The following is a 23,957-nucleotide window of genomic DNA, read 5'->3' as shown; positions in this document are numbered from 1 at the left end:
GAGAGGGTGCCTCACCATGGCTTCCGACCAGGGCCTGTCCATCTTCGACGAGCCGGAGTCCGCCGACGGCAAGGCCACATCCGGCGCTTCGACCGCCCGTGGGACCGCCGGCGAGGAGACCCAGGTGCTGCCGGTCACCCCGAAGGACGAACCCCCGGCCGCCGCGGACGACACCCCGGCCGAGCCGGCCCCGCCTCGGTCCGCGCAGACGCCCACGAAGCCGGCCTCTCCCCCGGCTGCTTCGCCGGCTGCCTCCCCGGCCTCTTCCCCGGCGCCCGCTGCCGCCGACGAGACGACCCGGCGCTCGCCGGTCATCCCCCCGGCCGCACCGCGTCCCGCGATGCCCACCCCGGCCGCCGCCACCCCCCTCCCCGTCGTGCGCCGTGGTGGCTACGACAAGGGAGCGGTCGACCAGCGCCTGCACCAGCTCCAGAGCGAGAAGTCCGGCCTCGCGACCAGCCTCGCCAGCAGCGAGGAGCGCGTCATCGAGCTCGAGGACGAGCTCCAGAGGCTGCGCCGCGAAGTCGCCGAGAACACCAACCCGACCTACGCCGGGCTCGGCGGTCGCGCCACCTCCATGCTCAAGATGGCCGAGGACGAGGCCGCCGACGTGCGCACCGCCGCCCGCCGGGAGGCCGACGAGATCCTCGCCCAGGCGGAGCGCGACGCCCACAGCATCCGTGCCGACGCCGCGCGCGAGGCCGACGACATGCGCATGGTGCAGCTCAAGGAGCTCGACGAGATGCGCTCGCGGCTCACCGCCGACGCCGAGACCGAGCGCAGCCTCGCCAAGGCCGAGGCGGAGGACCTCCTCGCCTCCGCGCGCCGCGAGTCCGACCAGGTCCGCCTCGCCGCGCAGCAGGAGACCAACGAGATGCGCGTGACCGCGACCCGCGAGGCGGAGCAGGCGCGCGCCGCCGCGGACCGCGAGGTCCAGGAGGCCCGGCGCACGCTCGCGGTCGAGAAGGAGCGGCTGACCCGCGAGGCGGCCGAGCACCACAGCAACGCCACCGCCGAGACCCAGCGGCTCGTCGCGGAGGCCGAGGCGCGGGCCAACGCCGCCGAGCAGCGCGCCCGCGAGGCCACGGCCCAGGCCAACACGCACCGCCAGCAGGCCCAGTCGGAGTCGGAGGGCCTCCTCACGCGGGCCCGGCGCGAGGCCGAGCAGATCGTCGCCTCGGCCCGCACCCAGGCGGACTCCATCGGAGCCACCCGGGTCGCCGAGGCCGAGCGCGAGCTGACCAACATCCAGGCCGAGGTCGAGCGCGCCGCCAAGCGCCGTGACGCCATCACCGCCCAGCTCGGTGCCCTGCGCGACGTGGTCGCGGGCTTCGACGAGGACGAGTCCTGAGCTGGCGGGTCCGGCTGCGCGAGCTGGTCACCTCCGGAGCGGACGGCACCGCGGAGCGGACCGCCGAACCGGATGCCGCCGCTGCGCTGCGCGCGGCGGCGGCCGACCCGGCCGAGCTGCCCGAGGCGCTCGAGGAGGTCGTCGACCAGGTGTCCGACGACGCCGATCGGGCCGAGAAGGCTGCCGACTCGGCCGAGGCGTCCGCGGTGTCGGCCGCCGCGATCGCCGAGCAGATCGACGACGCCACCGACCTCGTCGTCGACGAGGAGGCCCCCGCCCCCTACGTCCCGGCGGAGCCCGCTCCCACGCCGCTGCTGCTGCGCCACTCGCCGTTCAAGATCGGCTTCTTCGGCGCCCTCGGCGCCGTCGCCGCGATCTTCCTGACCGAGCAGCTGCTCAGCATCTCCTCGGTCCTGGTGCTGCTCGTGATGTCGATGTTCCTCGCCATCGGGCTCAACCCGGTCGTGGAGTTCTTCATGCGGCGCGGCATCCGCCGCGGCCTGTCGGTGCTGCTCGTGCTGGTCGCGGTCATCGCCGTGCTGTCCCTCTTCGTCGTCGCCGTGGCTCCCGTGATCAGCGACCAGATCGCCCTCATCACCCGCAACGCCCCCGACTGGCTCGACGAGCTGCAGGCCAACCGGCAGATGCAGAGGCTCGACGACCAGTTCGACGTCATCGCCAAGGCGCGGGAGTACATCCAGAACGGCGACTTCGGGCAGCGGGTCTTCGGCGGCGCCCTGGGCGTCGGCCTGCGGGTGCTGTCCGCGGTGACCAACAGCCTCATCGTCATCGTGCTGATGATCTACTTCCTGGCCTCGCTGCCGAGCATCAAGCACGCCGCCTACTCCCTCGCCCCGGCCTCGCGCCGTCCCCGCGTCAGCGAGCTCGGCGACCGGATCATCCGGTCCACGGGCGCCTACGTCGCCGGCGCGTTCGTCGTCGCCATCTGCGCCGGCATCAGCACGCTGATCTTCTCGTTCGTCGTCGGCCTCAGCGAGTACGCCTTCGCGCTGGCGTTCGTCGTCGGGCTCTTCTCGCTGATCCCGGTCGTCGGTGCCTTCGTGTCAGGGGCGCTGATGACGCTCCTCGCGCTGACCATCTCCCCGACCGTCGCGCTGGTGGCGCTCGTCTACTACATCGCCTACCAGCAGTTCGAGTCCTACGTGATCTACCCGCGCATCATGCGGAAGTCGGTCGACCTGCCGGGCTCGGTGACGGTCGTCGCCGCGCTCGTCGGCGGCTCCCTCATGGGCATCATCGGTGCCCTGCTGGCGGTCCCGGTCGCCGCGGCGCTGCTGCTGCTGCACCGCGAGGTGTTCCTCAGGCGGCAGGACGCCCACTGAGGTCGGGCTCCGGGTCGCGCTCGGGCTCCGGAAGGGGCTCCACCGCGAGCGGTGCTCGCGACTCGCCCAGCTTGACCACGACGACACCGGCCAGCACCAGCAGGCCGCCGGCCAGCTGGACGGGGCGGGGCAGCTCGCCGAGGAGCAGCCACGCCCAGATCACGGCGGCGAGGACCTCGCCGAGCGCGACGAAGGACGCCAGCCGGCTCCCCAGGCGCCGGCCGGCCTCGATGCCGGTGACGTAGGCGAAGGCCGCCGTCGCCAGCCCCAGCAGCAGGACCGTGACCCACCACGGGAGGGTGAACCCGTCGTACGTCGCGTCGGCCGACGACGTGTGGAAGGGCAGCACGCCGATCGCGCCGGCGGCGCCGAGCACGACGCTGGCCACGAACAGACCGCCCGCCGCCAGGCTGATGCCCGGCAGCCCGTTGCCCTCGTCGGCGGAGATGATGAAGTAGCTCGCGGCGCCGACCATGGCCCCCAGCGCCCACAGCACCCCGACCGTGCTCAGCTCGGCCCCGGACACGACGTCCAGCACGAGCACCAGCCCGGCCGCCGCGAGGGCTGCGCCGACGAGCGTCAGCCCCGACGGGCGGTGGCCGTGGCGCGCCCAGAGCCAGACGACGACCGCGACCGGCGCGGTGTACTCCAGCAGCAGCGCCACGCTGACCTGCATGTAGGTGACCGCGTAGAAGTAGCAGAGCTGCGCTCCGGCGACCGCCGTGAGGCCGTAGACGGTGACGAGGCCCGCGTTGGCCCGCAGCAGGTGCATCCGGCCGCGCAGGGCCAGCAGGCCCGGCACCAGGAGGACGACCGCCGCGATGACGGTGCGCAGGGTGACCGCCGCGCCGGCGCTCCACCCGGTGTCCAGCAGTCCCCGGGCGAGGGCGCCCGACATGCCGAACGTCACCGCCGAGGCGACCGCCAGCACCAGCCCGACCGCGGTCCGGTTCGAGGAGGTGTCATGAGTCAAAGCCGTCACGGTCATGACCGTAGGCGGGCCCCATGTAATGTGTCAACATGCTTTTCACGGATGACACGGACGCGGCGCTGCAGGCAGCCGTCGCGCTGGTCAACTCCACCGACGAGCCGGGGGCGCCCCTGGGATCGGTCGACGACCTGTCGGCGTTCCTGGCCTCGTGGCCCTACACGGGCCGCCACGACGCCACGGCGGAGGAGCTGGAGTCCGTGCGCCGGTTGCGGCCCGCCCTGAGGGCCCTGCTGCTGGCCGACCGCGACGAGGCGGCGGGCATCGTCAACGACATGCTCGCCCGCGCCAAGGCCCTCCCCCAGCTCCAGCGCCACCACCACTGGGACTGGCACCTCCACGCCGTCGACCCCGACCGCCCGCTCGACGAGCGGGTCGTGGTGGAGACCGCGATGGCCATGGTCGACGTCATCCGGGCCGACGAGATGTCGCGCCTCGACACGTGCGCGGCCGACGACTGCGACGACGTCGTCCTCGACCTGTCGCGCAACCGCTCGCGGCGCTACTGCTCCACCACGTGCGGCAACCGCGAGGCCGTCGCGGCCTACCGCGCGCGCCAGCGGACCTGACGCCGGTCGGGCTCAGGGCAGGAAGCGCCGCAGCACCTCGAGGAACACCTCCGGCTGCTCGGAGTGGACCCAGTGGCCCGCGTCCTTGACCAGCACCCGCCGGTTGCGCGGGAAGCGACGGTCCATCTCTCCCGCGTGGTCGTCGGAGATGTAGTCGGAGCGGGCGCCACCGACCCAAAGCACCGGACCGTCGTACGACGCGTCACCGAGCCGGTCGCCGGGCCAGCCGACGAGCTCGGCCATGTGCTCGCCGAGCAGGTCGAGGTTGACCTGCCAGTGCCAGCCGTCGTCGGTGCGCCGGAGGTTCTGGAGCAGGAAGCTGCGCACCACCCGGTTGGGCACCGCCTCCTCCAGGGCGGCCTCCGCCTGTCCGCGGCTCTCGAGGGAGCGGAGGTCGAGGGCCCGCATCGTCTCGATGTAGCCGACGAACTCGCGCCCGCTGTCGTACGCCACCGGGGCGATGTCGACCACGGCCAGGCGCTCGACCAGCTCCGGGTGCCGCAGGGCGAGGCACATCGCGATCTTGCCGCCCATGGAGTGCCCGACGAGCGCGACCGGCTCGTCGCCGATCTCGGCGGCGACCAGGTCCGCTAGCTCGAGGAAGTCGAAGGTCTCCGTCCAGGCCGAGCGACCGTGGTTGGGCATGTCGAGCAGCATCACCCGGTGGTCGGCGCTGAGGGCCTTGGCGGCCTGCGTCCAGTTCTTGCCCTGCCCGAAGAGGCCGTGGCAGAAGACGACGCGGGGCCCGGACTCGCCGAGCTCGATGCGGTGCAGGCTCACGCGGCCATCCTCCCGCAGGACGCTCAGGTGGCGACAACCGACCCGTCGTCGGTGAGGTGCACGAGCCCGTCGCTGGCCGCGAGGGCGAGGGCACGGTCGAACCGCCCCTCCTCCCACCAGCGGCCGCCCACGACCTCGCGCAGCTGCTCGGGCGGCGTGGGCCCCTGCGCCTCGAGCGCCCGGACGATCTGGCCGATCTCGTGGAAGACCTGCCGGTCGCGGCGGCCCTCCGTCGTCGGCTTGGGGGGTGGCATCGGGCTCATGCCCGGCTCCTCTCCGCCGACTGGTCGTCCGCCGGCTGGTCCTCCGCGGTGAGCGGCTGGGCGATGTCCTCGAGCGACTGGCCCTCCGCCTTGACGCCCAGGAAGATCTCGACGATGCCGCCGACGATCATCAGCGCGGCGCCGATGAAGTAGCCGATGGCGATCCCGGTGATGTCACCGTCCTCGCTGGCCGAGTCGATGAGTCGGCCGAACAGCAGCGGACCGGTGATGCCGCCGGCCGCGGTCCCGATCGCGTAGAAGAACGCGATGCACAGCGCGCGCGTCTCCATCGGGAAGATCTCGGAGGCGGTGAGGTACGCCGCGCTCGCGCCGGCCGAGGCGAAGAAGAAGATGACGGCGCCGAAGAGCGTCAGCGTGACGGCCGTCAGCCCTCCCAGCATCGTGCCCGCGACCGCGAGGAGGACGCCCGAGAGGATGTAGGTGCCGGCGATCATGCGCACCCGGCCGACGGTGTCGAAGAGCGGGCTGAGCACCAGCGCGCCGACGAAGTTGCTGGCCGCGAAGATCGCGAGGTACCAGCCGGTCTGCTCGACGCCCAGGAAGGTGCTCAGGGTGTCGCCGTAGGTGAAGAAGAAGGCGTTGTAGAGGAACGCCTGGCCCACGAACAGCGAGAAGCACAGGATGGTGCGCCGGGGGTACATCGTGAACACCGTCTTGGCGATCAGCGGCAGGCTGATCGTCTTGCGCTGCCGGATGGTGATCGTCTGGTCGACGCCGTGCAGGTGCTTGCCGGTCTCCTCCTCGACCGTGTGCTCGATGTCCCGGACGATGTCCTCGGCCTCGTCCTCCCGCTCGTGGATGAACAGCCAGCGCGGGCTCTCGGGCACGTGGCGGCGCACGACCAGGATGCCGACGGCCAGGATCGCGCCGAGCCCGAACGCGGCACGCCATCCCCAGCTGGGGTCGACCACGTTGGGGTCGAGCAGCGGGATGGTCAACAGCGACCCCAGGGCCGCGCCGACCCAGAACGAGCCGTTGATGGCCACGTCCACGCGGCCGCGGTACTTCGCCGGGATCAGCTCGTCGATCGCGGAGTTGATGGCGGCGTACTCCCCGCCGATGCCCATGCCGGTGAGGAACCGGCAGGCGAAGTACCACGTCGGGTTCATCGAGAACGCCGTCAGCACCGTGGCCACGGTGTACACGCCGAGGGTGATCAGGAAGAGCTTCTTGCGGCCGAACCGGTCGGTGAGCTGGCCGAAGAACAGGGCGCCGATGCAGGCGCCGGCGACGTACATCGCACCGGCGAGGCCGATGTCGCTGCTCGACAGGCCGAGCCCGGTGTCCTCCGGCTTGAGGGCCTCCGACATGGAGCCGACGATCGTCACCTCGAGGCCGTCGAGGATCCAGACGGTGCCGAGGCCGATGACGACCAGCCAGTGCCAGCGCGCCCACGGGAGGCGGTCCATGCGCGCGGGGATGTCAGTGGTGATGGTGCCTGTCTCGACTCCGGCCATGCCTCGCGACGCTAGGCCCGCGGTGCGCCTCCCAGCACACCCCGGAGGGGGGTCGCTCGAAGACGCCCTCCCTGGGGGTGGAACGGCTCAGAAGTCGAAGCCGTCGAACATGCCGCCGATGTCGTCGCCGATGCCGCCGAACATGTCGCCGATGCCCTCACCGATCGCCCCGATGCCCTCACCGAGGCCGTCGAAGCCACCGCCGAAGAGCATTCCCATGAACATCCAGTCCATCGGGGAGAAGGCGCCGAAGTAGCCCTGCGCGTAGGGCTGGTAGGCCCGGCCGCCCTGCCAGTAGGGGACGCGTCGCGAGCCGACCATCACCTTGCGGATGTCGGGCTCGGCGCCGGCGCGCACGCGCTCGACGTCGAGCGCGCACGCCGGGACCTCGCGCGGCGCGCCGCCCGGCGGGGTCCACGGGACGTCGGCGACGGACAGGCCGTGGCGCGGGTCGAAGAAGCACGGTGGGCGGCGCTGCGGCAGGGGCTCGCCCGCCACCCGGGCGCGCACGCACGCCATCGCGTAGCGGCCGTCCTCGAGGATCACGGTGACGTGCTTGACGTCCTCGGGGCGGGTGAGTGCAGCGGCGGCGACCTTGGCGGACTCGTAGGAGTCGAGGGCGCGCTGGTAGTCGGCGTTGGCGCCCGCGTCGAGGGGGTGCCCGGCCAGCTCGATGTCGAGGTCCTGCAGCTCCACGCCGAGTGCGGTCACGTCCTCCTCGGCGAGCCTCTTCACCGGGGCGACCTCGGACTCGACACGCGCGAGCTCACGCCTCTTGCCCGTCTTGCCGGCCGTGACGGCCACCGCGACGAGGCCGCCGATGACGACCAGCAGGAGCACGAGTTCCATGGCCACAGGGTACGCATCGACGACAAGGTCGCCCGGCCACGAACCTGCAAGAGCAGGCCGCCCATCGACCCCCGACGATGTGCGACCTGCTCCGACAAGCGGCCGGTGGGCAGCGGGGCCATCCCCTCGTGCGGCCTCGATGCCATCGGCGTACGAGAAGACTCCCGCGAACCCGCACGTCCCGGCATCCGTAGTCCTACGTAACTCAGGTGCGTAGGAGCGATAGATTCAGGTCGTGCTGTCCCCCTGTCTCGGTCGCGAGGACGTCCAGCGAGCGCTGCACGAGGCGCTGGAGGAGTCGCGGTGGGTCACCGTCGTGGGTCCGCCCGGCAGCGGCAAGACGCTGCTCGTGCGCCACGTCGCCGCGACCGTGGTCGCCTCGTGGGTCGACGCGCGCAGCCTGCACACCATCGACGAGGTGCTCGTCGCAGCCCTGGCCAGCCTCGAGTCGGAGACGGCACCGGGCGACTCGCTGACCGGAGCCCTCGGTCGCGCGGTCGACGGTCGCGAGTGCCTGCTGGTCCTCGACGGGCTCGACCTCGACACGACGGAGGCCGGACCCGTCCTCCAGTCCGTGCTCGAGGCCACCAGCGACGCGCGCGTGGTGGTGACAGCGCTGACGACCGCCGGCCAGCCGGCCGAGTCCGTCGTGCGAGTGGGCCCGCTGCCCGTGCCCTCCCCGCGCGCCCCGCTGGAGGGCCCCGCCGTCGAGCTGTTCCTCCGCCGCATCCGCGCCGCGGGCGGGCAGCAGGTCGACCTCGCCGAGCAGGCGCACGAGGTACGCCGGCTGCTGCGCGCCACCGGGGGGCTGCCGCTGCTCATCGAGCAGGTCGCCGTGCAGTCCGCCCTCGTCGGGCTCAGCAACGCGATGTCCGCGGTGAGCCTCGACCAGGCCGTCGACTCCGCCCACGACCTCCTCGACGAGCGCAGCGCGGCCGCCCTGCGCCGCATCGGCCTGCTCGACTTCCACGCTGGGCTGGGCGTGCTGGCGCACGTGCTCGACGTCTCTGTCCCGGAGGCCGCCGAGCTCGCCGGCAACCTCGTGCGGCGCAGCCTGCTCGAGGTCGACGCGCAGGGCCACTTCGACATGCTCTCGCCCATCCGCGGCCGGGCGCGCGCCCTCGCCCGTCCGGACGACGTGGCCGCGGTCAACGCCGGGCTGCTCACCTGGGCGCAGGCCAACGCGCCGGCGCACGACAACTACGGCGCCGCCGACGCCGAGTGGCTGGGCGACCTGCCGGCCATGCGGCACGCCGTGCTGACGGCCTGCGCCGACCCCGAGACCCGCGCGGAGGGCTACTCCGTGGCCAACCGCATCTTCTCCTCCCTCTACACCTCGATGCGTGCCCGCGAGGCCGTCGAGATCCTCGAGGGCGCGCTCGCCAGCGGGGACGGCCCGCCCGGCATCGGCGCCCAGATCGCGCGTCGGGCCGGGATCGCGGCCTCGGAGGTGCGCGGCACCTACGAGGGGCTGTGGCTGCTCGCACGCTCCGACGAGCACGCCTCGGCCGCGCCCATCCCGGAGGAGCAGCTCTCCAAGACGGCGTCGATCCGAGCCGAGATGCACCTCGACGCGGGCGACCTCGCCAGCGCGGAGGTCGAGGCGAAGCGGGCGATCGAGCTCGACCCCGACGGGTCGATCACCCGTCAGGCCACCCGCACGCTCGCCGACGTCTACACCTCGCAGGGGCGCTTCGCCGAGGCCACCGAGGCCGCCGTCGCCGCGATGCCGGCGCGCGCCACCGGCGACGAGCGCTGGATCGACCTGTCGCTGCGCACCCTCCTGGCCCGCATCGCCCTCGAGCAGGGGCGCATCGCCGAGGCCGTCGCCGGGACCCGGGCGGTCGTCGTGGAGGCCCGCGAGCTCGCCGAGGACCGGGTCGGGCTGCTGGCCGAGACGCTCCTGCGCAACCTCGACCCGACGTGGGTCGCCACCGACGTGGTGCGCGAGACCCTTCCCTGGGCCGTACGCCTGCCGGTGCTCGCCCAGGACGGACGCGACCTGCTGGAGCGGGGCGACGCCAAGCGGGCGGCCGGGCTGGCCGCGGACGTGGTCGCCCTGGCCGACTCCGCGCGCCTGGGCCGCGACGGGGTCGACGCCCGCCTCCTCCTCGGCCGCGCGCTGGTGGACCTCGGTGACCTCGACCAGGCCACGACGACCTACCTCACCGCCCTCGACCACTGCCGCACGATGCGCCTGCCGCTGCGCGCCGCCGACGTGCTCGACGGGCTCGCCGGGGTCGCGCGGGCGCGCGACCTCCCGGAGGCGCGCTCGCTCGCCGCCGCCGCCTTCGCCCTCCGCACACCGCGCAAGGCGGTCCGCTGGGGCTACTCCGCCGACTACGACGTGGTGCCGGCGAACCGGGCCCCCGCCGAGTGGCTCGACGGCGACGACCTGTCCGCCGACGCGGTCCCGCTCATCACGGCCGTCTTCAACCGCGCCACGCCCGCACGACCGTCGGTGCTCGACGCGCTCACGGCCGCCGAGCGCCAGGTCGCCGAGCGCGTGGCGCACGGGCTGACGAGCCGGCAGATCGCCGAGGAGCTCTACGTCTCCCCGCGCACCGTCGACGCGCACCTGACCCACATCTACCGCAAGCTCGACATCAACACCCGCGCCCGTCTCGCGGCGCTCGTCGTCGACGACCGCTGACCCGCTCGCCGTCGGCGGGACGTAGCCCGTCCCTTCCCGGTGGCCGCTGTCGGTGGTGCGCGGCAGGATGACCGGCATGAGCCGGACCATCCAGGTGACCTTCGACGCCCACGACCCCGAGACGCTCTCCCGCTTCTGGGCCGACGCGATGGGCTACGTCAACCCGCCGCCGCCCGGGCGCGAGCTCGCGCCGGGCCAGGACCCCTTCGACGCCTGGCACGACTTCCTCCGTGACGTCGGTGTCCCGGAGTCGGAGTGGAACTCCGCGTCCGCCGCGCAGGACCCCGACGGCGACGGGCCGCGGCTGTTCTTCCAGCGGGTGCCCGAGGGCAAGACGGCGAAGAACCGCGTCCACCTCGACCTCAGGGCCGCGCCCGGCCTCGAGGGCGAGGAGCGGATGGCGGCCCTGGAGGCCGAGTGCGAGCGACTCGTCGGCCTCGGCGCCTCCCGGGTGGAGCGGCGCGAGCCCGCCCCGCCGATGAGCGCCGGCCACATCGTCATGACCGACCCCGAGGGCAACGAGTTCTGCCTGGACTGACCCCGCGGACGACGGCCGCCGGTCGTCGTACGTCCCGGCTGGCGCCTCAGCGTCATGCGAACCCGCACCTATGAGTGCCGGTTCGTATGACGTCCTGCCCATCGACCCCGCTGCGTCATGCGAACCCGCACCTATGGGTCCCGGTTCGTATGACGTCCTGCGCACCGCCCCCGCTGCGTCATGCGAACCCGCACCTATGGGTCCCGGTTCGTATGACGTCCTGCGCATCGACCCCGCTGCGTCATGCGAACCCGCACCTATGAGTGCCGGTTCGTATGACGTCCTGCACGTCGACCCCGCTGCGTCATGCGGACCCGCACCTATGAGTGCCGGTCCGTATGACGTCCTGCACGTCGACCCCGCTGCGTCATGCGGACCCGCACCTATGAGTGCCGGTCCGTATGACGTCCTGCGCGTCGACCCCGCTGCGTCATGCGAACCCGCACCTATGTGTACCGGTTCGTATGACGCGGGACCGGGCCAGCGTCGGACGATCCCAGCGGGCGCCTCAGCGCGCGCTGTAGTCGCGGAAGCCGCGACCGGTCTTGCGCCCGAGGTAGCCGGCGGTGACGAGGTGCTCGAGCAGCGGGGCCGGGGCGAAGCCGGGCTCGCGGAACTCGAGGTAGAGCTCGCGCTGGATGGCGAGCGAGACGTCGTTGCCCACCACGTCGAGCAGCTCGAACGGCCCCATCGGGAGCGCGCAGCCCTGCTTCATGGCGGTGTCGATGTCGTCGGCCGTCGCGTAGTGCGCCTCGAGCATCTTCACCGCGTCGTTGAGGTAGGGGAAGAGCAGCGCGTTGACGATGAAGCCGGAGCGGTCACCGCAGCGCACCGCCACCTTCCCGACCTTCTCGCACAGCGCGAGGACGGTCTCGGTGACCGCCTCGTCGGTGGCCACGGTGGACACGACCTCGACCAGCTTCATGATCGCGGCGGGGTTGAAGAAGTGCATCCCGATGACGTCCTGCGGACGCTTGGTCACCTTCGCCATCGCGATGATCGGCAGCGAGGAGGTGGTGGTCGCCAGGATCGCGCCCGGCTTGCAGATCTCGTCGAGGTTCTCGAAGAGCGTGGTCTTGATCGCGAGGTCCTCGGCGATCGCCTCGACCACGAGGTCGACGTCTGCGAGGTCGTCGAGCGAGGTCGTGCCGCGCACCCGCCCGAGCACCTCGGCCTTCTGCTCCTCGGTCGCGCGGCCGCGCTGGATCTGCTTGTCGAAGTTCCTCGTGATGGCGGCGACGACGCCGTCGACCTTGTCCTGGCCGCGACCGGTGAAGAGCACGTCGTAGCCCGCCTTGGCGAAGACCTCGACGATGCCGCAGGCCATCGTGCCGGTGCCGACGACGCCGACGAGCCGGATGTCGTGGTGCAGCTGCGGCTTGTCGTCCGCGCTCGGGGTGTGGGCGTCAGCGACGACGACCGGGCTGTCGGGCGCCTCGTAGGTGTAGAAGCCGCGGCCCGACTTGCGGCCGAGGAGGCCCGCGGTGACGTACTGCTTGAGGATCGGGGCCGGCGCGTGCAGCCGGTCGCGGCCCTGCTTGTACATCGTGTCGAGGATCTCGTAGGCCGTGTCGAGGCCGATCAGGTCGAGCAGCGCCAGCGGCCCCATCGGGTAGCCGCAGCCGAAGCGCATGGCGGCGTCGATGTCCTCGCGGGAGGCGTACTTGCCCTCGTACATCGCGACCGCGTGGTTGAGGTAGCCGAAGAGGAGCGTGTTGGCGATGAAGCCGGCCTTGTCGCCGCAGACGACGGGGTTCTTGCCGAGGTCGACCAGCAGGGACTGCACGTCAGCGAGGACGTCGGGCTCCGTGACGACGGTGCGGATGATCTCGACGAGGTTCTGCACGGGCGCGGGGTTGAAGAAGTGGACGCCCACCACCCGGCCGGGGCGCGCGTTCGCGGTCGAGATCTCGGTGACGCTGAGCGAGGAGGTGTTGGTCGCCAGGACGGCGTCCGGACGGACGATGTCGTCCAGCCGGCGGAAGATCGACTTCTTGACCTCCAGCGACTCGACGACGGCCTCGACGACGAGGTCGGCGTCGGCGAGGTCCTCCATCGCGGTCGTGAGCGTGATGCGGCCGAGCAGCTCGTCGGCCTGCTCCTGCGTCATCTTCTCGCGCTTGACCGCGCGGCCGGTGGAGTGCTCGAGGTGCTCGCGCCCGCGCTGCACGGCCGCGTCGCTGACCTCGACGCCGATGACCGCGTGCCCGTTGCGCGCGAAGACCTCGGCGATGCCGGCTCCCATGGTGCCGAGGCCGATGACGCCGACGGTGGTGAACTCGCGGGTAGCCGTGTCAGTCATGGACGCATGCTCCCATGCCGTCCCGGCATCTCGGGTGTGGCAACCGTCACTCCGCCGGGGCGCCCGCCGGTCGTACGACGCGCACCTCGTCGCCCGGCCGGACCGGGCCGGGACGCACGACCTTGGCGCACAGCCCACGCAGCCGGCGCGGCGCGCCCTCGGGGCCGTTGACGAACGCCAGCGCGTCCTTGCCGAAGCGCGCGATGAACTTGCCGCACCCGTTGTGGGGCTGGTCGGTGACCACGATGACGGCGCCATCGGGCCCGCCGATGTGCAGCTCGCTCCAGGCGGGCAGGTGGTCGTGCGAGAGGTCGAGGTCGACGAACATCTGGTCGCCGGCGAGCCGCTCGCGGTCCGGGTCCTGGGCGAGGAACTCGACGAGGCGGTGGTTCATCAGGTTGAGCTGCATGTCCGGGTGCGGGGAGCGGTCCGGCATCCGGCGACTCCCCCGCTCGATCCACGTGTCGCCGACCAGGCCCTCGGCGACGTCGAGGTGCCCGACGTCGAGCACCTCGCGCTGCCCCGGCCCCGGCCGGCGTACGACGGCGCGCAGCATGCCGACCTCGCGCGGGCTGGCGTCGACCGTCGGCAGGAAGCCGGCGATCTCGTCCGTGGTCCGGTGGGCGCGCAGCACCCGTCGCATCCAGATCCGGCGACCGTGGCGGCCCAGGCCCAGCTCGTCCTCCGTGCGCGAGATCGCGAGCTGGGTCGCCGTGCGGGGCTCGTCGGCGCCGACCTCGACGAAGCCGTGGCGGGCGTAGAAGGGCGCGTTCCACGCGATGTCGGCGTACGTCGTCAGCGTCAGCGAGCCGTGCCCCTTGAGGGTCGCGCGCTCCGCCGCCGCCTCCAGGAGTGCGGCGCCCACCCCGCGCCGGGCGTGGTCGGGGTGCACCGAGATCTGGTCGAGGTGCGCGTGGGACTCGAGGTCGCGCACGTGCGCGAAGCCGACGGCCGGGTCGCCCGCGACCAGGATGAAGCCCGGCTCGGCCGCCCGGTCGTGCCCGCTGACGGCCGGGGACGCCAGCGCGTCGCCGGTGAGGTCGCCCAGCACCTCCTCGAACATCGCCAGCCCCGAGTCCTCGATCGCGGCAAGCAGCGGGAGGTCGCGCGCCCGTGCGGGGCGTACTGTGTGGTCGGTCACGGGGTCACTGTAGATTCGCCCGTCGTGAGGATCGTCGTCGCACGCTGCCAGGTGGACTACGCCGGACGTCTCTCGGCCCACCTGCCGCTCGCCACCCGCGTCCTGATGCTCAAGTCGGACGGGTCGGTGCTGATCCACTCCGACGGCGGCTCCTACAAGCCGCTCAACTGGATGTCGCCGCCGTGCACCGTCCGCGAGGGCCTCTCCGAGGACGGTCGCGCCGAGTGGTTGGTGACCGCGACGAAGTCCGACGACACCCTGCGCATCCTCATCGACGAGGTGCTCCACGACACCTCGCACGACCTCGGGGTCGACCCCGGGCTGCAGAAGGACGGCGTCGAGAAGCACCTCCAGGAGCTGCTCGCCGAACACCCCGCCACCCTCGCCGACGGCCTCACCCTCGTCCGCCGCGAGTACATGACGGCCATCGGCCCCGTCGACCTCATGTGCCGCGACGCCGACGGGCTGTCCGTCGCTGTCGAGATCAAGCGGCGCGGGGAGATCGACGGCGTCGAGCAGCTCACCCGCTACCTCGAGCTCCTCAACCGCGACCCGCTGCTGACCAGCAGGGGCCCGGTCCGCGGCATCTACGCCGCCCAGGAGATCAAGCCCCAGGCCCGCGTGCTCGCCACCGACCGTGGCATCGCCTGCGCGCTCGTGGACTACGACGCCCTGCGCGGCATGGACGACGCCGAGCACCGGCTCTTCTGATGGTGCCCGAGCGCATCTTCCACATCGCCACGGCGGCGGACTGGCGGCGGACGCTCGAGACCGGGACGTACACCACCTCCACCATCGGGCGCAGCCTCGAGGAGGAGGGGTTCATCCACGCCAGCCGGCGCGACCAGGTGGCTGGGGTCTTCGACCGCTACTACCGCGACGCGGGCGAGCACCTCGTGCTGCTCACCATCGACACGGCACGACTCGGCGACGTGGAGGTGCGGGTCGAGCCGGTCGGCGACGACACCTACCCCCACGTCTACGGCCCGATCGCCCGCGGCGCAGTCATCGACGTCACGCCACTCAGCCGCAACGGCCGCACCGAGACCCTGATGTCGCTGTGGATGAAGGGGATGGCCGTACGCATGGGGCTGGCGCTGGTCGCCATGGCAGCCGTGGCGCTGCTGCTGTGGGTCGTCGGCGTCACGCGCTGACGCGCCGTCAGCCCAGCGCCCGGCCCGCCCAGGAGCGAGCGACCCAGCCGTCGTCGTCGACCTCGAGGGCGACCAGGCCGCAGTTGGGCAGCGGGAGCTCGCGGGTGTGGTCGGGCGCCAGGTTGCGGGCCAGGAGCGGCAGGACCAGGCACATCACCCCGCCGTGGCTGACCACCAGCACCGACTCCCCGCGGTGCGCGTCGGCGACCTCGTCGAGGACGGCCTCGTAGCGAGCCACCACCTCGAGGCCGCTCTCGCCGCCGGGGATCCGGGCGGTGAGGTCGCCGTCGAGCCAGGCCGCGAAGGTCGCGGCGAAGGGATCGGGGTCGCCCGTGGTCCCGGCGGCGTCGCCGACCCCGAACTCGCGCAGCCCGGTGCGCACGATGACGTCCACGTCGAGCCGGGCAGCGACGATCTCGCCGGTCTGCACGGCACGCGACATGTCGCTGGTCCAGACCCGGGCGATCCGCTCCCCCGCCAGCTGGTCGGCCAGGTCGCGCGACTGCAGCCGGCCGGCGGGGCTCAGCCAGCCGCCGGCGTCGCTGAGGAGCTCGCTCTCGTAGTCGGCGGCACCGTGGCGCGCGACGAGGATCCGCGCCGCACACTGGAGGTCACCCATCGGCCAGCGCCACCACGTCGTCGGCACAGCCCCAGCTGACGGTGACCCCGCAGCCCCCGTGGCCGTAGCAGTGAATCACGTCGCCCTCACGCTCCAGCCGCACGGCCGGGCGGGCGGGCCGCAGCCCGACCTTGTGGCGCAGGATGCGGGCGCCGGCCAGCCGCGGCTCGATCTCCGCGGCCCGCTCCAGGATCGTCCGCGCGACCGCCGGATCGGGGGTGCGGCTCCACTCACCCTCGATCGCGGTCCCGCCGAGGACGACGTCGCGGCTGCGCGGCACGACGTACGCCGGTGTCGCGGCATCGATCCACCAGTGGTCGATCCCGACCTGCTCGACGAGCACGACCTGGCCCCGCACCGGCACGACGGACGGGTCGCCGCCCAGCAGCCGCGAGCCGATGCCGCTGGCGTTGACGACGAGGGCGTCCCCGGCCGGCAGGGCGGAGAGGTTCAGCCGGGTGACCGACCCGCCGAGCTGGTGGACGCGGCCCGAGAGCCAGCCGAGGTAGACCGGCATCTCGACGACGGGCGTGCGCATGGTGAGTCCGGACGCGTAGCCCGGCGGCAGGCTGGTCTCGCGGTCGGGGCCGGCGCCCGGCGGCAGCGCCTCGCGCCACCACACGTCGCCACCTTCCTCCCGGAAGAGCTCCGTGCCGGTCCGCATGACGACACCGGACGTGTCGTCGTCGCAGAGCGCCGCGAAGGTGTCGTACGCCGCCCGCGCCCAGCGCACCACGTGCTGCTGGGGGTGGGAGTACGGCGACCACACGGCCGCCGCGACCGACGACGTCGTCTCGAGCGGCAGGTCGCGGGCGACGACGTCCACCCGGTGCCCGGCCTCGAGCAGACGCACCGCGCACGTGAGTCCGACGACTCCGGCCCCGACGACGATCACACGCCCCATGGCGGCAGTCTGTCAGCCCCCGGCGCCGGCCTGTCGCGGCGCGGTGGGGTCGTCCCCCTCGGCGCCGTGCTCGCGGACAGCCTTACCTGTCCTCGTCCAGGCCGTGGGCGGCCCGGATCACGTCGACGATGCCGTTCATGATCTCGGTCAGCCCGAAGTCCTTGGGGGTGTAGACCGCGGCCACCCCCCGCTCGACCAGCGCCCGGGCGTCCGAGGCCGGGATGATCCCGCCGACGATGACCGGGAGGTCGCCGAGCCCCGCGGCGGCGAGGCCGTCGAGCACGTCGGGCACCAGCTCCATGTGCGAGCCGGAGAGGATGGAGAGCCCCACGAGGTGCACGTCCTCGGCCACCGCGGCGGCCACGATCTGGTCGGGGGTGAGCCGGATGCCCTGGTAGATCACCTCGAAGCCGGCGTCGCGCGCGCGTACGGCGACCTGCTCGGCGCCGTTGGAGTGACCGTCGAGCCCCGGCTTGCCGACCAGCACGCGCAACCGGCCGCCGAGCTCCTCGCCGGTCGCCCTGACCCGCTCGCGCACGGCGGACAGGTCGGCCCCGGCCTTCGCGACGCCGACCGCACCGCTCACCCCGGTGGGCGCCCGGAACTCACCGAACACCTCGCGGAGCGTTCCGGCCCACTCCCCCGTCGTCGCCCCCGCGCGGGCCGCGACGAGGGTGGCCTCCATGAGGTTGGCGTCGGTCCTGGCGGCCTCGGCCAGGGCCGCGAGCGCCTCGGCGACCTCGGTCCCGTCGCGCTGGGCCTTCCAGGCCTCGAGGCTGGCCAGGGCCGCCCGCTCGGCCTCGGGGTCGGCGGCCTGGATGGCCGAGTCGAGGTCGGCGGTCAACGGCGAGGGCTCGGTGGTCTCGAACCGGTTCACCCCGACGATGACCTCCTCGCCGGACTCGATCCGGGCCCGGCGGGCGGCGTGCGCCGAGACGAGGTTCTGCTTCATGTAGCCGGACTCCACCGCGGCGATCGCGCCACCCATCTCCTGGACCCGGTCGATCTCGGCCTTCGCCCCCTCGACCAGCTCGGCGACCTTGGCCTCGATGACGTGGCTGCCGGCGAAGATGTCGTCGTACTCCAGCAGGTCGGACTCGAAGGCGAGCACCTGCTGGAAGCGCAGCGACCACTGCTGGTCCCACGGCCGCGGCAGGCCGAGCGCCTCGTTCCACGCCGGCAGCTGCACGGCCCGGGCGCGGGCGTCCTTGGACAGCGTCACGCCGAGCATCTCCAGCACGATGCGCTGCACGTTGTTCTCGGGCTGGGCCTCGGTGAGGCCGAGCGAGTTGACCTGGACGCCGTAGCGGAAGCGCCGCATCTTCGGATCCTGCACGCCGTAGCGCTCGCGGGTGATCTCGTCCCACAGCTGCACGAAGGCCCGCATCTTGCAGGTCTCCTCAATGAACCGGACGCCCGCGTTGACGAAGAACGAGATCCGGCCGACGACCTTCTCGAAGTCGTCGTCGGAGACCTGGCCGGAGCCCTTCACCTGGTCGAGCACGGCGATGGCGGTGCACATCGCGTAGGCCACCTCCTGCACGGGCGTCGCGCCGGCCTCCTGCAGGTGGTAGCTGCAGATGTTGATCGGGTTCCACTTCGGGATCTCGTGGACCGTGTAGGCGATCATGTCGGCGATCAGCCGCAGCGACGCCTCGGGCCCGAAGACGTAGGTCCCGCGGGAGAGGTACTCCTTGATGATGTCGTTCTGGGTGGTGCCGGCGAGCTGGTGGGCCACCTCCTCGGGCGAGAGGTCGGGGTTCTGCTCCTCCGCCACGACCTGGTACATCGCGAGCAGCCACATGGCCGTGGCGTTGATGGTCATCGAGGTGTTCATCCCGGTCAGCGGGATGTCGGCGAAGAGCTTGCGCATCTCGCCGAGGTGCGGGACCGGCACGCCGACCTTGCCGACCTCGCCGCGGCTGAGCGGGCTGTCGGGGTCGTAGCCGGTCTGCGTCGGCAGGTCGAAGGCGACGCTGAGCCCGGTCTGGCCCTTGGCCAGGTTGGTGCGGTAGAGCGCGTTGGACGCCTCGGCCGTGGAGTGGCCGGCGTAGGTGCGCATCACCCAGGGCCGGTCCTTGACGGGGCGGTCCGGCTCACCAGTCTCGGTCATGCTCGACAGGGTAGGGCGACGGTTACCCGCCAGTCACCGCCTCCGACGTGTGACGGATGCCTCAGCGTGCTCAGGCGGTCGCGGCGACCCGCTCGACCTCGATGGCGTGGGCGAGCCGGGTCAGGTGAGCCATGCGGCGCACGGCCGGGCCCGGGTTGCGGACGACCAGGTGGTGGCCGGCCAGCCACGCGTGGCGGGTGGCGACCGCGAGGAGGCGCAGGGCGGTGGCGTCGATCGCGGAGACGTCGGTCATGTCGATGACGACGTCGTCGTCGTGGACGTCGATGCACTCGTAGATGGCGTTGCGCACCTCCCACGTGCTGCGCACGTCGAAGTCCCCGTGCAGCACGAGCACGTGCCCGTCACGTGCGATGTCCGAGACGATGTCCATCCGGTGTGCTCCTCACCGGCGTCCCCCGACGCCTGCCTGTGACTGCTGTCACTTCTCCTGACGCTGTTGTACCCCGTTCGGTTGCATCGATGCCTCACCTTTTACGGCGCGTCTGCGGCACCGGGCTCGTGCTCTCGACGCACCGTCGCGCCGCTAGTGTCGTGACATGGTCAACCTGACGCGCATCTACACCCGCACCGGCGACGCCGGCCGCACCCGGCTCGGCGACATGAGCGAGACGTCGAAGACCGACCTGCGCCTCGAGGCGTACGCCTGCGTCGACGAGGGCAACGCCCACATCGGCGTCGCCCTCGCCCACGGCGGCCTCGAGGACGACGTCGTCGCGGTCCTCACCCGCGTGCAGAACGACCTGTTCGACGTCGGCGCCGACTTCTGCACCCCTGTCGTCGCGGACCCGGAGTACCCGCCGCTGCGGATCGAGCAGGACTACGTCGACCGGCTCGAGGCCTGGTGCGACCACTACAACGAGGCCCTGCCGGCGCTGCGGTCGTTCATCCTCAACGGCGGGACGGTCGCGGCCGCCCACCTCCACGTGGCGCGCACCGTCGTACGCCGTGCCGAGCGCGCCGGGTGGGCCGCGTGGGCGGAGCACGAGGACACCATGAACGTGCTCGCCATCACCTACCTCAACCGCCTCTCGGACCTGCTCTTCATCCTGGCCCGCCACGCCAACCGGGCCAACGGCGACGTCCTGTGGGTGCCCGGCGGCGAGCGCTGACCTTTCCTGCGCATCCGCCTGCGCACCCACCCGGATGCGGCGACAATGTTCCGGACCTGCCGACGACACGTTCGAGGAGAGACGTGCCCGCCCAGAGCCCTGCCCTCGCCCTCGCGCCGGCCCTTGCCACGATGACCAGCTTCGAGGACGCCTCGCGGCTGGTCCTCGACTACCTGCAGGCCCAGGTGCCGATGGGCATGTGGACCGTGTCGCGGGTGATCGAGGGCCGGCAGGTGTACCTCGAGGTGACGCCCGACAACGCCTTCGGCCTCGACGTCGGTGACGGACCTGCCTGGGAGGAGTCGCTCTGCCACGAGATGTGGGACAACGACGGGCCGTCGGTGGCTCCCGACATCTCCCGGGTCCCCGCCTACTCCTCCAACCGCGCGGCGCGCGAGCTGTCGGTCGCGAGCTATGTCGGCATCCCGGTCTACAACCACGACGACACGCTCTTCGGCACGATCTGCGGCCTCGACTCCCAGGCCCGTCCCGACTCCTTCACCGAGATCGGCCCGCAGCTGGAGCTGCTCGGCCAGCTGCTCAGCGTGGTCCGCAACCTCGACGGTCGCGCCGTCGCGCTGGCCCGGCGCCTCGAGCTGACCCTCCAGGAGTCCGAGACCGACCACCTGACCGGGCTGCGCAACCGGCGCTCGTGGCAGCGTGCCTGCCAGACGGAGGAGACGCGCCACCACCGGCTGGGCGACCACGCGAGCATCGTGGTCCTGGACCTCGACGGCCTCAAGCTGGTCAACGACCGGGACGGTCACGCGGCCGGCGACGCGATGCTCCGGCGAGCGGCCGAGGTCCTGCGCGGGTCCTCGCGCCAGACCGACGTCGTGGCCAGGCTCGGCGGCGACGAGTTCGCGGTCCTGTGCCCACAGACGACGGCGTCGCAGGTCGCGCTGTACGCCGACCGGATCCGCGCCGAGCTGGCCGCGGCCGGGCTGTCGGCCAGCATCGGCACCGCCACGCTCGAGCGGGCAGGGACCATGACCCGGACCGAGGCCGCGGCGGACGTGGCGATGTACGCCGACAAGCGTCGACGCCGGGCGGGACGGGCCTAGCCGACCGGCTGGCCGGACGGCACCTCGCGCTGCTCGCGGGCGGCCGGGACGACGAGCGCCGCGGGCATCAGGAGCACGGCGACGACCAGCAGCGCGTTGAGCGTGCCGACCTCGTCGCCGACGAAGCCGAGGAGCGGCGGGCCGGCGAGGAACGCTGCGTAGCCGATGGTCGACACGACGCTGACCCGCGACGCGGCCCGGACCGGGTCGTCGGCCGCGGCGCTCATGCCGACGGGGAAGCCGAGCGAGGCGCCCACGCCCCAGAGCACGATGCCGAGCACGACGAGCACCGGCTGGTCCGCGAGCACGATCAGCAGGACGCCGGCACCGGCGAGTGCCATGGTGCCCCACAGCACGACCACGCGGCCGAACCGGTCGATCAGGCCGGTTCCGGCGAAGCGGCCGACGGTCATCGCCAGCACGAAGACGGCGAACCCGGCCACGCCGACGGCGTGCGAGACGTCGTGGCCGTCGACCAGGGCGACCGCGAGCCAGTCGTTGGCCGTGCCCTCGGTCATGGCCAGCGCCAGCACCATGACGCCGATCAGGAGGGTGCGCGGCTCCAGCCAGGCGCGCGCCGCCGAGGTGGCGCTCTCCTCGTGCCGCTCCACCACGGGCAGGAAGGACGGGGACGTGCGCCACACCAGCACGACGGCGAGCAGCACGATCCCCACGAGGTGGACCACAGCCGGCACGCCGAGCTCGATCAGCAGCGCGCCGAGCAGGGCGCCCACGACCGTGCCCCCGCTGAAGCCTGCGTGGAAGCGCGGCATGATCGTGCGTCGCAGGCCGCGCTCGACCTCGGCGCCCTCGACGTTCATCGCCACGTCCCACACGCCGATGCCCAGCCCGTAGACGAACAGCCCGGCGACGGTGAGGGGCAGCACGTGGCCCAGCCCGAACGCCGCGGCCACCATCCCGAGGGTCGCCGCGCCCGCGCCGAGCCGCAGGATCCGCACGGTGCCCAGGGCGTTGATCGCGGCACCGGTCGTCGGCAGCGCGAGGACCGACCCCAGGGCGATGGCGAGGAGCACCAGGCCGAGCTGGCCGTTGGTGAGGTCGAAGCTCGCGCGCACCTCGGGGATGCGGGAGACCCAGCTGGCGAACACCAGCCCGTTGAGGAAGAAGCTCAGCCCCACGGCGTTGCGCGCGGCGGTCAGGGTGGGCACGGTCCTGCTCCTCGGGTGCGGGGCGAATCGTTTCGATCGAATCGTTTCGATGCTATCGTCACCACCGTGTCCGGTCCAACCCGCACCCCCACCATGGCCGACGTCGCCGCTGCCGCCGGCGTGTCGCTGTCCACCGCCTCGCTCGCCTTCTCCGGCAACAAGCCGGTCTCCGAGGAGACCCGGGACCGGGTGCTGGCCGCCGCGGGGGCCCTCGGCTACGCCGGTCCCAACCCGCTGGCCCGCAACCTGCGCCGCGGTCGCAGCGGCGTGGTGGGCGTGGCCGTCGGCCGGCTCAGCACGGCCTTCCGCGACCCGGCGGCGCTGCCGATGCTCGACGCCGTCTCGGAGGTGCTCGACGCCGCCGGGCTGGGCCTGCTCCTGATGCCCCACGGCGACGAGCACGCCGGGCTCCCCCTCGACGCGGTCATCTACGACATCTGCGGCTGCGAGACCTGGGGGCCGTACGACGACCTGGTCGCCCGCGGCGTGCCGTTGGTCGTCGTCGAGGGCCCGGCGTGGGCCGGGGCCACCTACGTCGACGTCGAGCACCGCCGCGGCGCCGCCGACGTCGCGCGGCACCTGCACGACCTCGGCCACCGCCGGGTCGCCACCCTCACCCTCGACTCCTCGCACCCGCAGCGCGAGCGCGAGGCCGGGCTGCGCGAGGTGTTCCCGGACGCGGAGGTCATCGGCCCGTGCGACAGCGACCTGGTCGCCGCCCAGCTCGCGGTCGGCGCGTGGTGGGACCGCGGCGGCGAGGCGACCGCCGTGGTCTGCCAGAGCGATGTCCAGGCCGCGGGTGTCGTGCTCGAGGCCCGACGGCGCGGGATGGACGTCCCTGCCGACCTCAGCGTGGCCGGGTTCGACGGGGTCGCGACCCCGTGGCTCGACGTCGAGCTGACGACCGTCGTGCAGCCGCTCGCCGAGAAGGGACGGGCCACGGCGCGTGCCGTGCTCTCACGCATCGCCGGCGAGGTGGCGGACGACGTGCTGCTCCCGGTCCGCATGCGGGTGGGCGGCTCGACGGGGCCGGCGCCCTCCACGGTCTGACTAGCGGCGGTTCCAGTCCGTCCCGGGCGGGCCGGACTCGAGCCAGGACTGGAAGCCGGTGAGCGAGGCCTCGCTCATCGCCACCTCGAGGGGCTCGTCGGCGTAGCGGCACGACGCCACGACGTGGCCGTCGTAGAGCGACATCTCCTCCGCGCCCTCCGGCGAGCGACGACCGGCGTACTCCAGCAGGTCACGGGCCCACACCCGCTTGGGCCGCGGCGACAGCGAGAAGATCCGGAACCACTCCAGCGACTGGCCGGAGTAGCGGCCGATGCCGAGCAGCCAGCCGCGCCCCGGGTGCTCGGTGCGGGCGCGGTAGCTCAGCTCGAACGTGCCGCCGTGCCGGGCGAGGAGGCGGCGCCGGACGATGAGGGCGATGCCGTAGAGCAGGGCGAGGAGCAGGCAGAGCCCGACGATGTCGAGCGCCCATTCCCAGACCGGCATCCACACCCTCCGAACGCAGTGAGCGCACGAACCCAGCGGTTCGTGCGCTCACCCT

At 72.6% G+C, this 23,957-nt stretch carries 23 protein-coding genes; 10 read left to right on the top strand and 13 right to left on the bottom strand.

Annotated elements, in window-relative coordinates:
• Positions 1 to 16: 16 nt before the first annotated feature.
• On the top strand, positions 17 to 1,351 hold the full coding sequence (locus NYO98_RS05635) for a hypothetical protein (RefSeq protein WP_268110539.1): 1,335 nt from the start codon (positions 17 to 19) through the stop codon (positions 1,349 to 1,351).
• Positions 1,352 to 1,500: 149 nt separating this feature from the next.
• Positions 1,501 to 2,694, top strand: coding sequence for an AI-2E family transporter (locus NYO98_RS05630; RefSeq protein WP_268110538.1), 1,194 nt, complete (start codon positions 1,501 to 1,503; stop codon positions 2,692 to 2,694).
• On the opposite strand, the gene NYO98_RS05625 is transcribed toward NYO98_RS05630, so the two are convergent.
• Positions 2,672 to 3,676 (bottom strand): EamA family transporter, encoded by a 1,005-nt coding sequence (locus NYO98_RS05625; protein WP_268110537.1) that lies wholly within the window; start codon positions 3,674 to 3,676, stop codon positions 2,672 to 2,674. The two genes, NYO98_RS05630 and NYO98_RS05625, sit on opposite strands and share 23 nt — an antisense overlap.
• A gap of 38 nt (positions 3,677 to 3,714) precedes the next feature.
• On the opposite strand from NYO98_RS05625, the gene NYO98_RS05620 reads away from it, so the two are divergent.
• Positions 3,715 to 4,251, top strand: a complete 537-nt coding sequence (locus NYO98_RS05620) for a CGNR zinc finger domain-containing protein (RefSeq protein WP_268110536.1) — start codon at positions 3,715 to 3,717, stop codon at positions 4,249 to 4,251.
• A 12-nt stretch (positions 4,252 to 4,263) separates the two neighbouring features.
• Here NYO98_RS05620 and NYO98_RS05615 read toward each other — a convergent pair whose 3' ends face one another.
• The 4 genes from NYO98_RS05615 to NYO98_RS05600 all read right to left on the bottom strand — a co-directional run bounded on the left by NYO98_RS05615 (position 4,264) and on the right by NYO98_RS05600 (position 7,621).
• The gene (locus NYO98_RS05615; protein WP_268110535.1) at positions 4,264 to 5,031 is read right to left on the bottom strand and encodes an alpha/beta fold hydrolase; all 768 of its coding nucleotides are present in this window, start codon (positions 5,029 to 5,031) and stop codon (positions 4,264 to 4,266) included.
• A gap of 23 nt (positions 5,032 to 5,054) precedes the next feature.
• On the bottom strand, positions 5,055 to 5,294 hold the full coding sequence (locus NYO98_RS05610; protein ID WP_268110534.1) for a hypothetical protein: 240 nt from the start codon (positions 5,292 to 5,294) through the stop codon (positions 5,055 to 5,057).
• Entirely contained in the window at positions 5,291 to 6,772 is a 1,482-nt protein-coding gene (locus tag NYO98_RS05605) for an MFS transporter (protein ID WP_268110533.1), read from the bottom strand. The genes NYO98_RS05610 and NYO98_RS05605 overlap by 4 nt, the downstream gene beginning before the upstream one ends.
• Before the next feature lie 87 nt (positions 6,773 to 6,859).
• Positions 6,860 to 7,621 (bottom strand): hypothetical protein, encoded by a 762-nt coding sequence (locus tag NYO98_RS05600; protein WP_268110532.1) that lies wholly within the window; start codon positions 7,619 to 7,621, stop codon positions 6,860 to 6,862.
• A 235-nt stretch (positions 7,622 to 7,856) separates the two neighbouring features.
• Here NYO98_RS05600 and NYO98_RS05595 point away from each other — a divergent pair, with 235 nt between their 5' ends.
• Positions 7,857 to 10,274, top strand: a complete 2,418-nt coding sequence (locus tag NYO98_RS05595) for a LuxR C-terminal-related transcriptional regulator (RefSeq protein WP_268110531.1) — start codon at positions 7,857 to 7,859, stop codon at positions 10,272 to 10,274.
• 76 nt (positions 10,275 to 10,350) lie between these two features.
• Entirely contained in the window at positions 10,351 to 10,812 is a 462-nt protein-coding gene (locus NYO98_RS05590) for a VOC family protein (RefSeq protein ID WP_268110530.1), read from the top strand.
• Positions 10,813 to 11,320: 508 nt separating this feature from the next.
• Here the strand turns inward: NYO98_RS05590 and NYO98_RS05585 are convergent.
• Together NYO98_RS05585 and NYO98_RS05580 are read right to left on the bottom strand one after the other, a co-directional pair.
• Complete coding sequence (locus tag NYO98_RS05585; protein ID WP_268110529.1) at positions 11,321 to 13,114, bottom strand: 3-hydroxyacyl-CoA dehydrogenase family protein; 1,794 nt, start codon at positions 13,112 to 13,114, stop codon at positions 11,321 to 11,323.
• Positions 13,115 to 13,160: 46 nt separating this feature from the next.
• Positions 13,161 to 14,255: a GNAT family N-acetyltransferase gene (locus tag NYO98_RS05580; protein ID WP_268110528.1), complete on the bottom strand. Its 1,095-nt coding sequence runs from the start codon at positions 14,253 to 14,255 to the stop codon at positions 13,161 to 13,163.
• 24 nt (positions 14,256 to 14,279) lie between these two features.
• Between NYO98_RS05580 and nucS the strand changes: the two genes are divergently transcribed.
• Both nucS and NYO98_RS05570 read left to right on the top strand, forming a co-directional pair.
• Positions 14,280 to 14,966 (top strand): endonuclease NucS, encoded by a 687-nt coding sequence (gene nucS / locus NYO98_RS05575; RefSeq protein WP_268110527.1) that lies wholly within the window; start codon positions 14,280 to 14,282, stop codon positions 14,964 to 14,966.
• Positions 14,966 to 15,409 carry a DUF952 domain-containing protein gene (locus NYO98_RS05570; protein ID WP_268110526.1) on the top strand — a complete coding sequence of 148 codons (444 nt, stop codon included), beginning with the start codon at positions 14,966 to 14,968 and terminating at the stop codon, positions 15,407 to 15,409. The genes nucS and NYO98_RS05570 overlap by 1 nt, the downstream gene beginning before the upstream one ends.
• 7 nt (positions 15,410 to 15,416) lie before the next feature.
• Here the strand turns inward: NYO98_RS05570 and NYO98_RS05565 are convergent, their stop codons facing one another.
• From NYO98_RS05565 to NYO98_RS05550, 4 genes are all read right to left on the bottom strand, one after another.
• Positions 15,417 to 16,028, bottom strand: coding sequence for a histidine phosphatase family protein (locus NYO98_RS05565; RefSeq protein ID WP_268110525.1), 612 nt, complete (start codon positions 16,026 to 16,028; stop codon positions 15,417 to 15,419).
• Positions 16,021 to 16,932 (bottom strand): FAD-dependent oxidoreductase, encoded by a 912-nt coding sequence (locus NYO98_RS05560; RefSeq protein WP_268110524.1) that lies wholly within the window; start codon positions 16,930 to 16,932, stop codon positions 16,021 to 16,023. Before NYO98_RS05560 ends, NYO98_RS05565 begins: the two co-directional genes overlap by 8 nt.
• An 82-nt stretch (positions 16,933 to 17,014) precedes the next feature.
• Positions 17,015 to 19,045, bottom strand: a complete 2,031-nt coding sequence (locus NYO98_RS05555; RefSeq protein ID WP_268110523.1) for a protein meaA — start codon at positions 19,043 to 19,045, stop codon at positions 17,015 to 17,017.
• A gap of 70 nt (positions 19,046 to 19,115) precedes the next feature.
• Positions 19,116 to 19,436: an STAS domain-containing protein gene (locus NYO98_RS05550; RefSeq protein WP_268110522.1), complete on the bottom strand. Its 321-nt coding sequence runs from the start codon at positions 19,434 to 19,436 to the stop codon at positions 19,116 to 19,118.
• Between the two features lie 166 nt (positions 19,437 to 19,602).
• Here NYO98_RS05550 and NYO98_RS05545 point away from each other — a divergent pair, with 166 nt between their 5' ends.
• Together NYO98_RS05545 and NYO98_RS05540 are read left to right on the top strand one after the other, a co-directional pair.
• Positions 19,603 to 20,175, top strand: a complete 573-nt coding sequence (locus NYO98_RS05545) for a cob(I)yrinic acid a,c-diamide adenosyltransferase (protein ID WP_268110521.1) — start codon at positions 19,603 to 19,605, stop codon at positions 20,173 to 20,175.
• 83 nt (positions 20,176 to 20,258) lie between these two features.
• Positions 20,259 to 21,239, top strand: a complete 981-nt coding sequence (locus tag NYO98_RS05540; protein WP_268110520.1) for a sensor domain-containing diguanylate cyclase — start codon at positions 20,259 to 20,261, stop codon at positions 21,237 to 21,239.
• Here the strand turns inward: NYO98_RS05540 and NYO98_RS05535 are convergent.
• Complete coding sequence (locus tag NYO98_RS05535; protein WP_268110519.1) at positions 21,236 to 22,408, bottom strand: MFS transporter; 1,173 nt, start codon at positions 22,406 to 22,408, stop codon at positions 21,236 to 21,238. The genes NYO98_RS05540 and NYO98_RS05535 overlap by 4 nt on opposite strands.
• Before the next feature lie 66 nt (positions 22,409 to 22,474).
• Here NYO98_RS05535 and NYO98_RS05530 point away from each other — a divergent pair, with 66 nt between their 5' ends.
• Positions 22,475 to 23,458, top strand: coding sequence for a LacI family DNA-binding transcriptional regulator (locus tag NYO98_RS05530; protein WP_268110518.1), 984 nt, complete (start codon positions 22,475 to 22,477; stop codon positions 23,456 to 23,458).
• On the opposite strand, the gene NYO98_RS05525 is transcribed toward NYO98_RS05530, so the two are convergent.
• On the bottom strand, positions 23,459 to 23,902 hold the full coding sequence (locus tag NYO98_RS05525) for a DUF2550 domain-containing protein (protein WP_268110517.1): 444 nt from the start codon (positions 23,900 to 23,902) through the stop codon (positions 23,459 to 23,461).
• Positions 23,903 to 23,957 lie beyond the last annotated feature (55 nt).

Origin of the sequence: Nocardioides pini (assembly GCF_026712185.1) — a bacterium.
Taxonomy (GTDB): Bacteria; Actinomycetota; Actinomycetes; order Propionibacteriales; family Nocardioidaceae; genus Nocardioides; species Nocardioides pini.
This window is presented reverse-complemented; position numbering and strand designations above follow the sequence as displayed.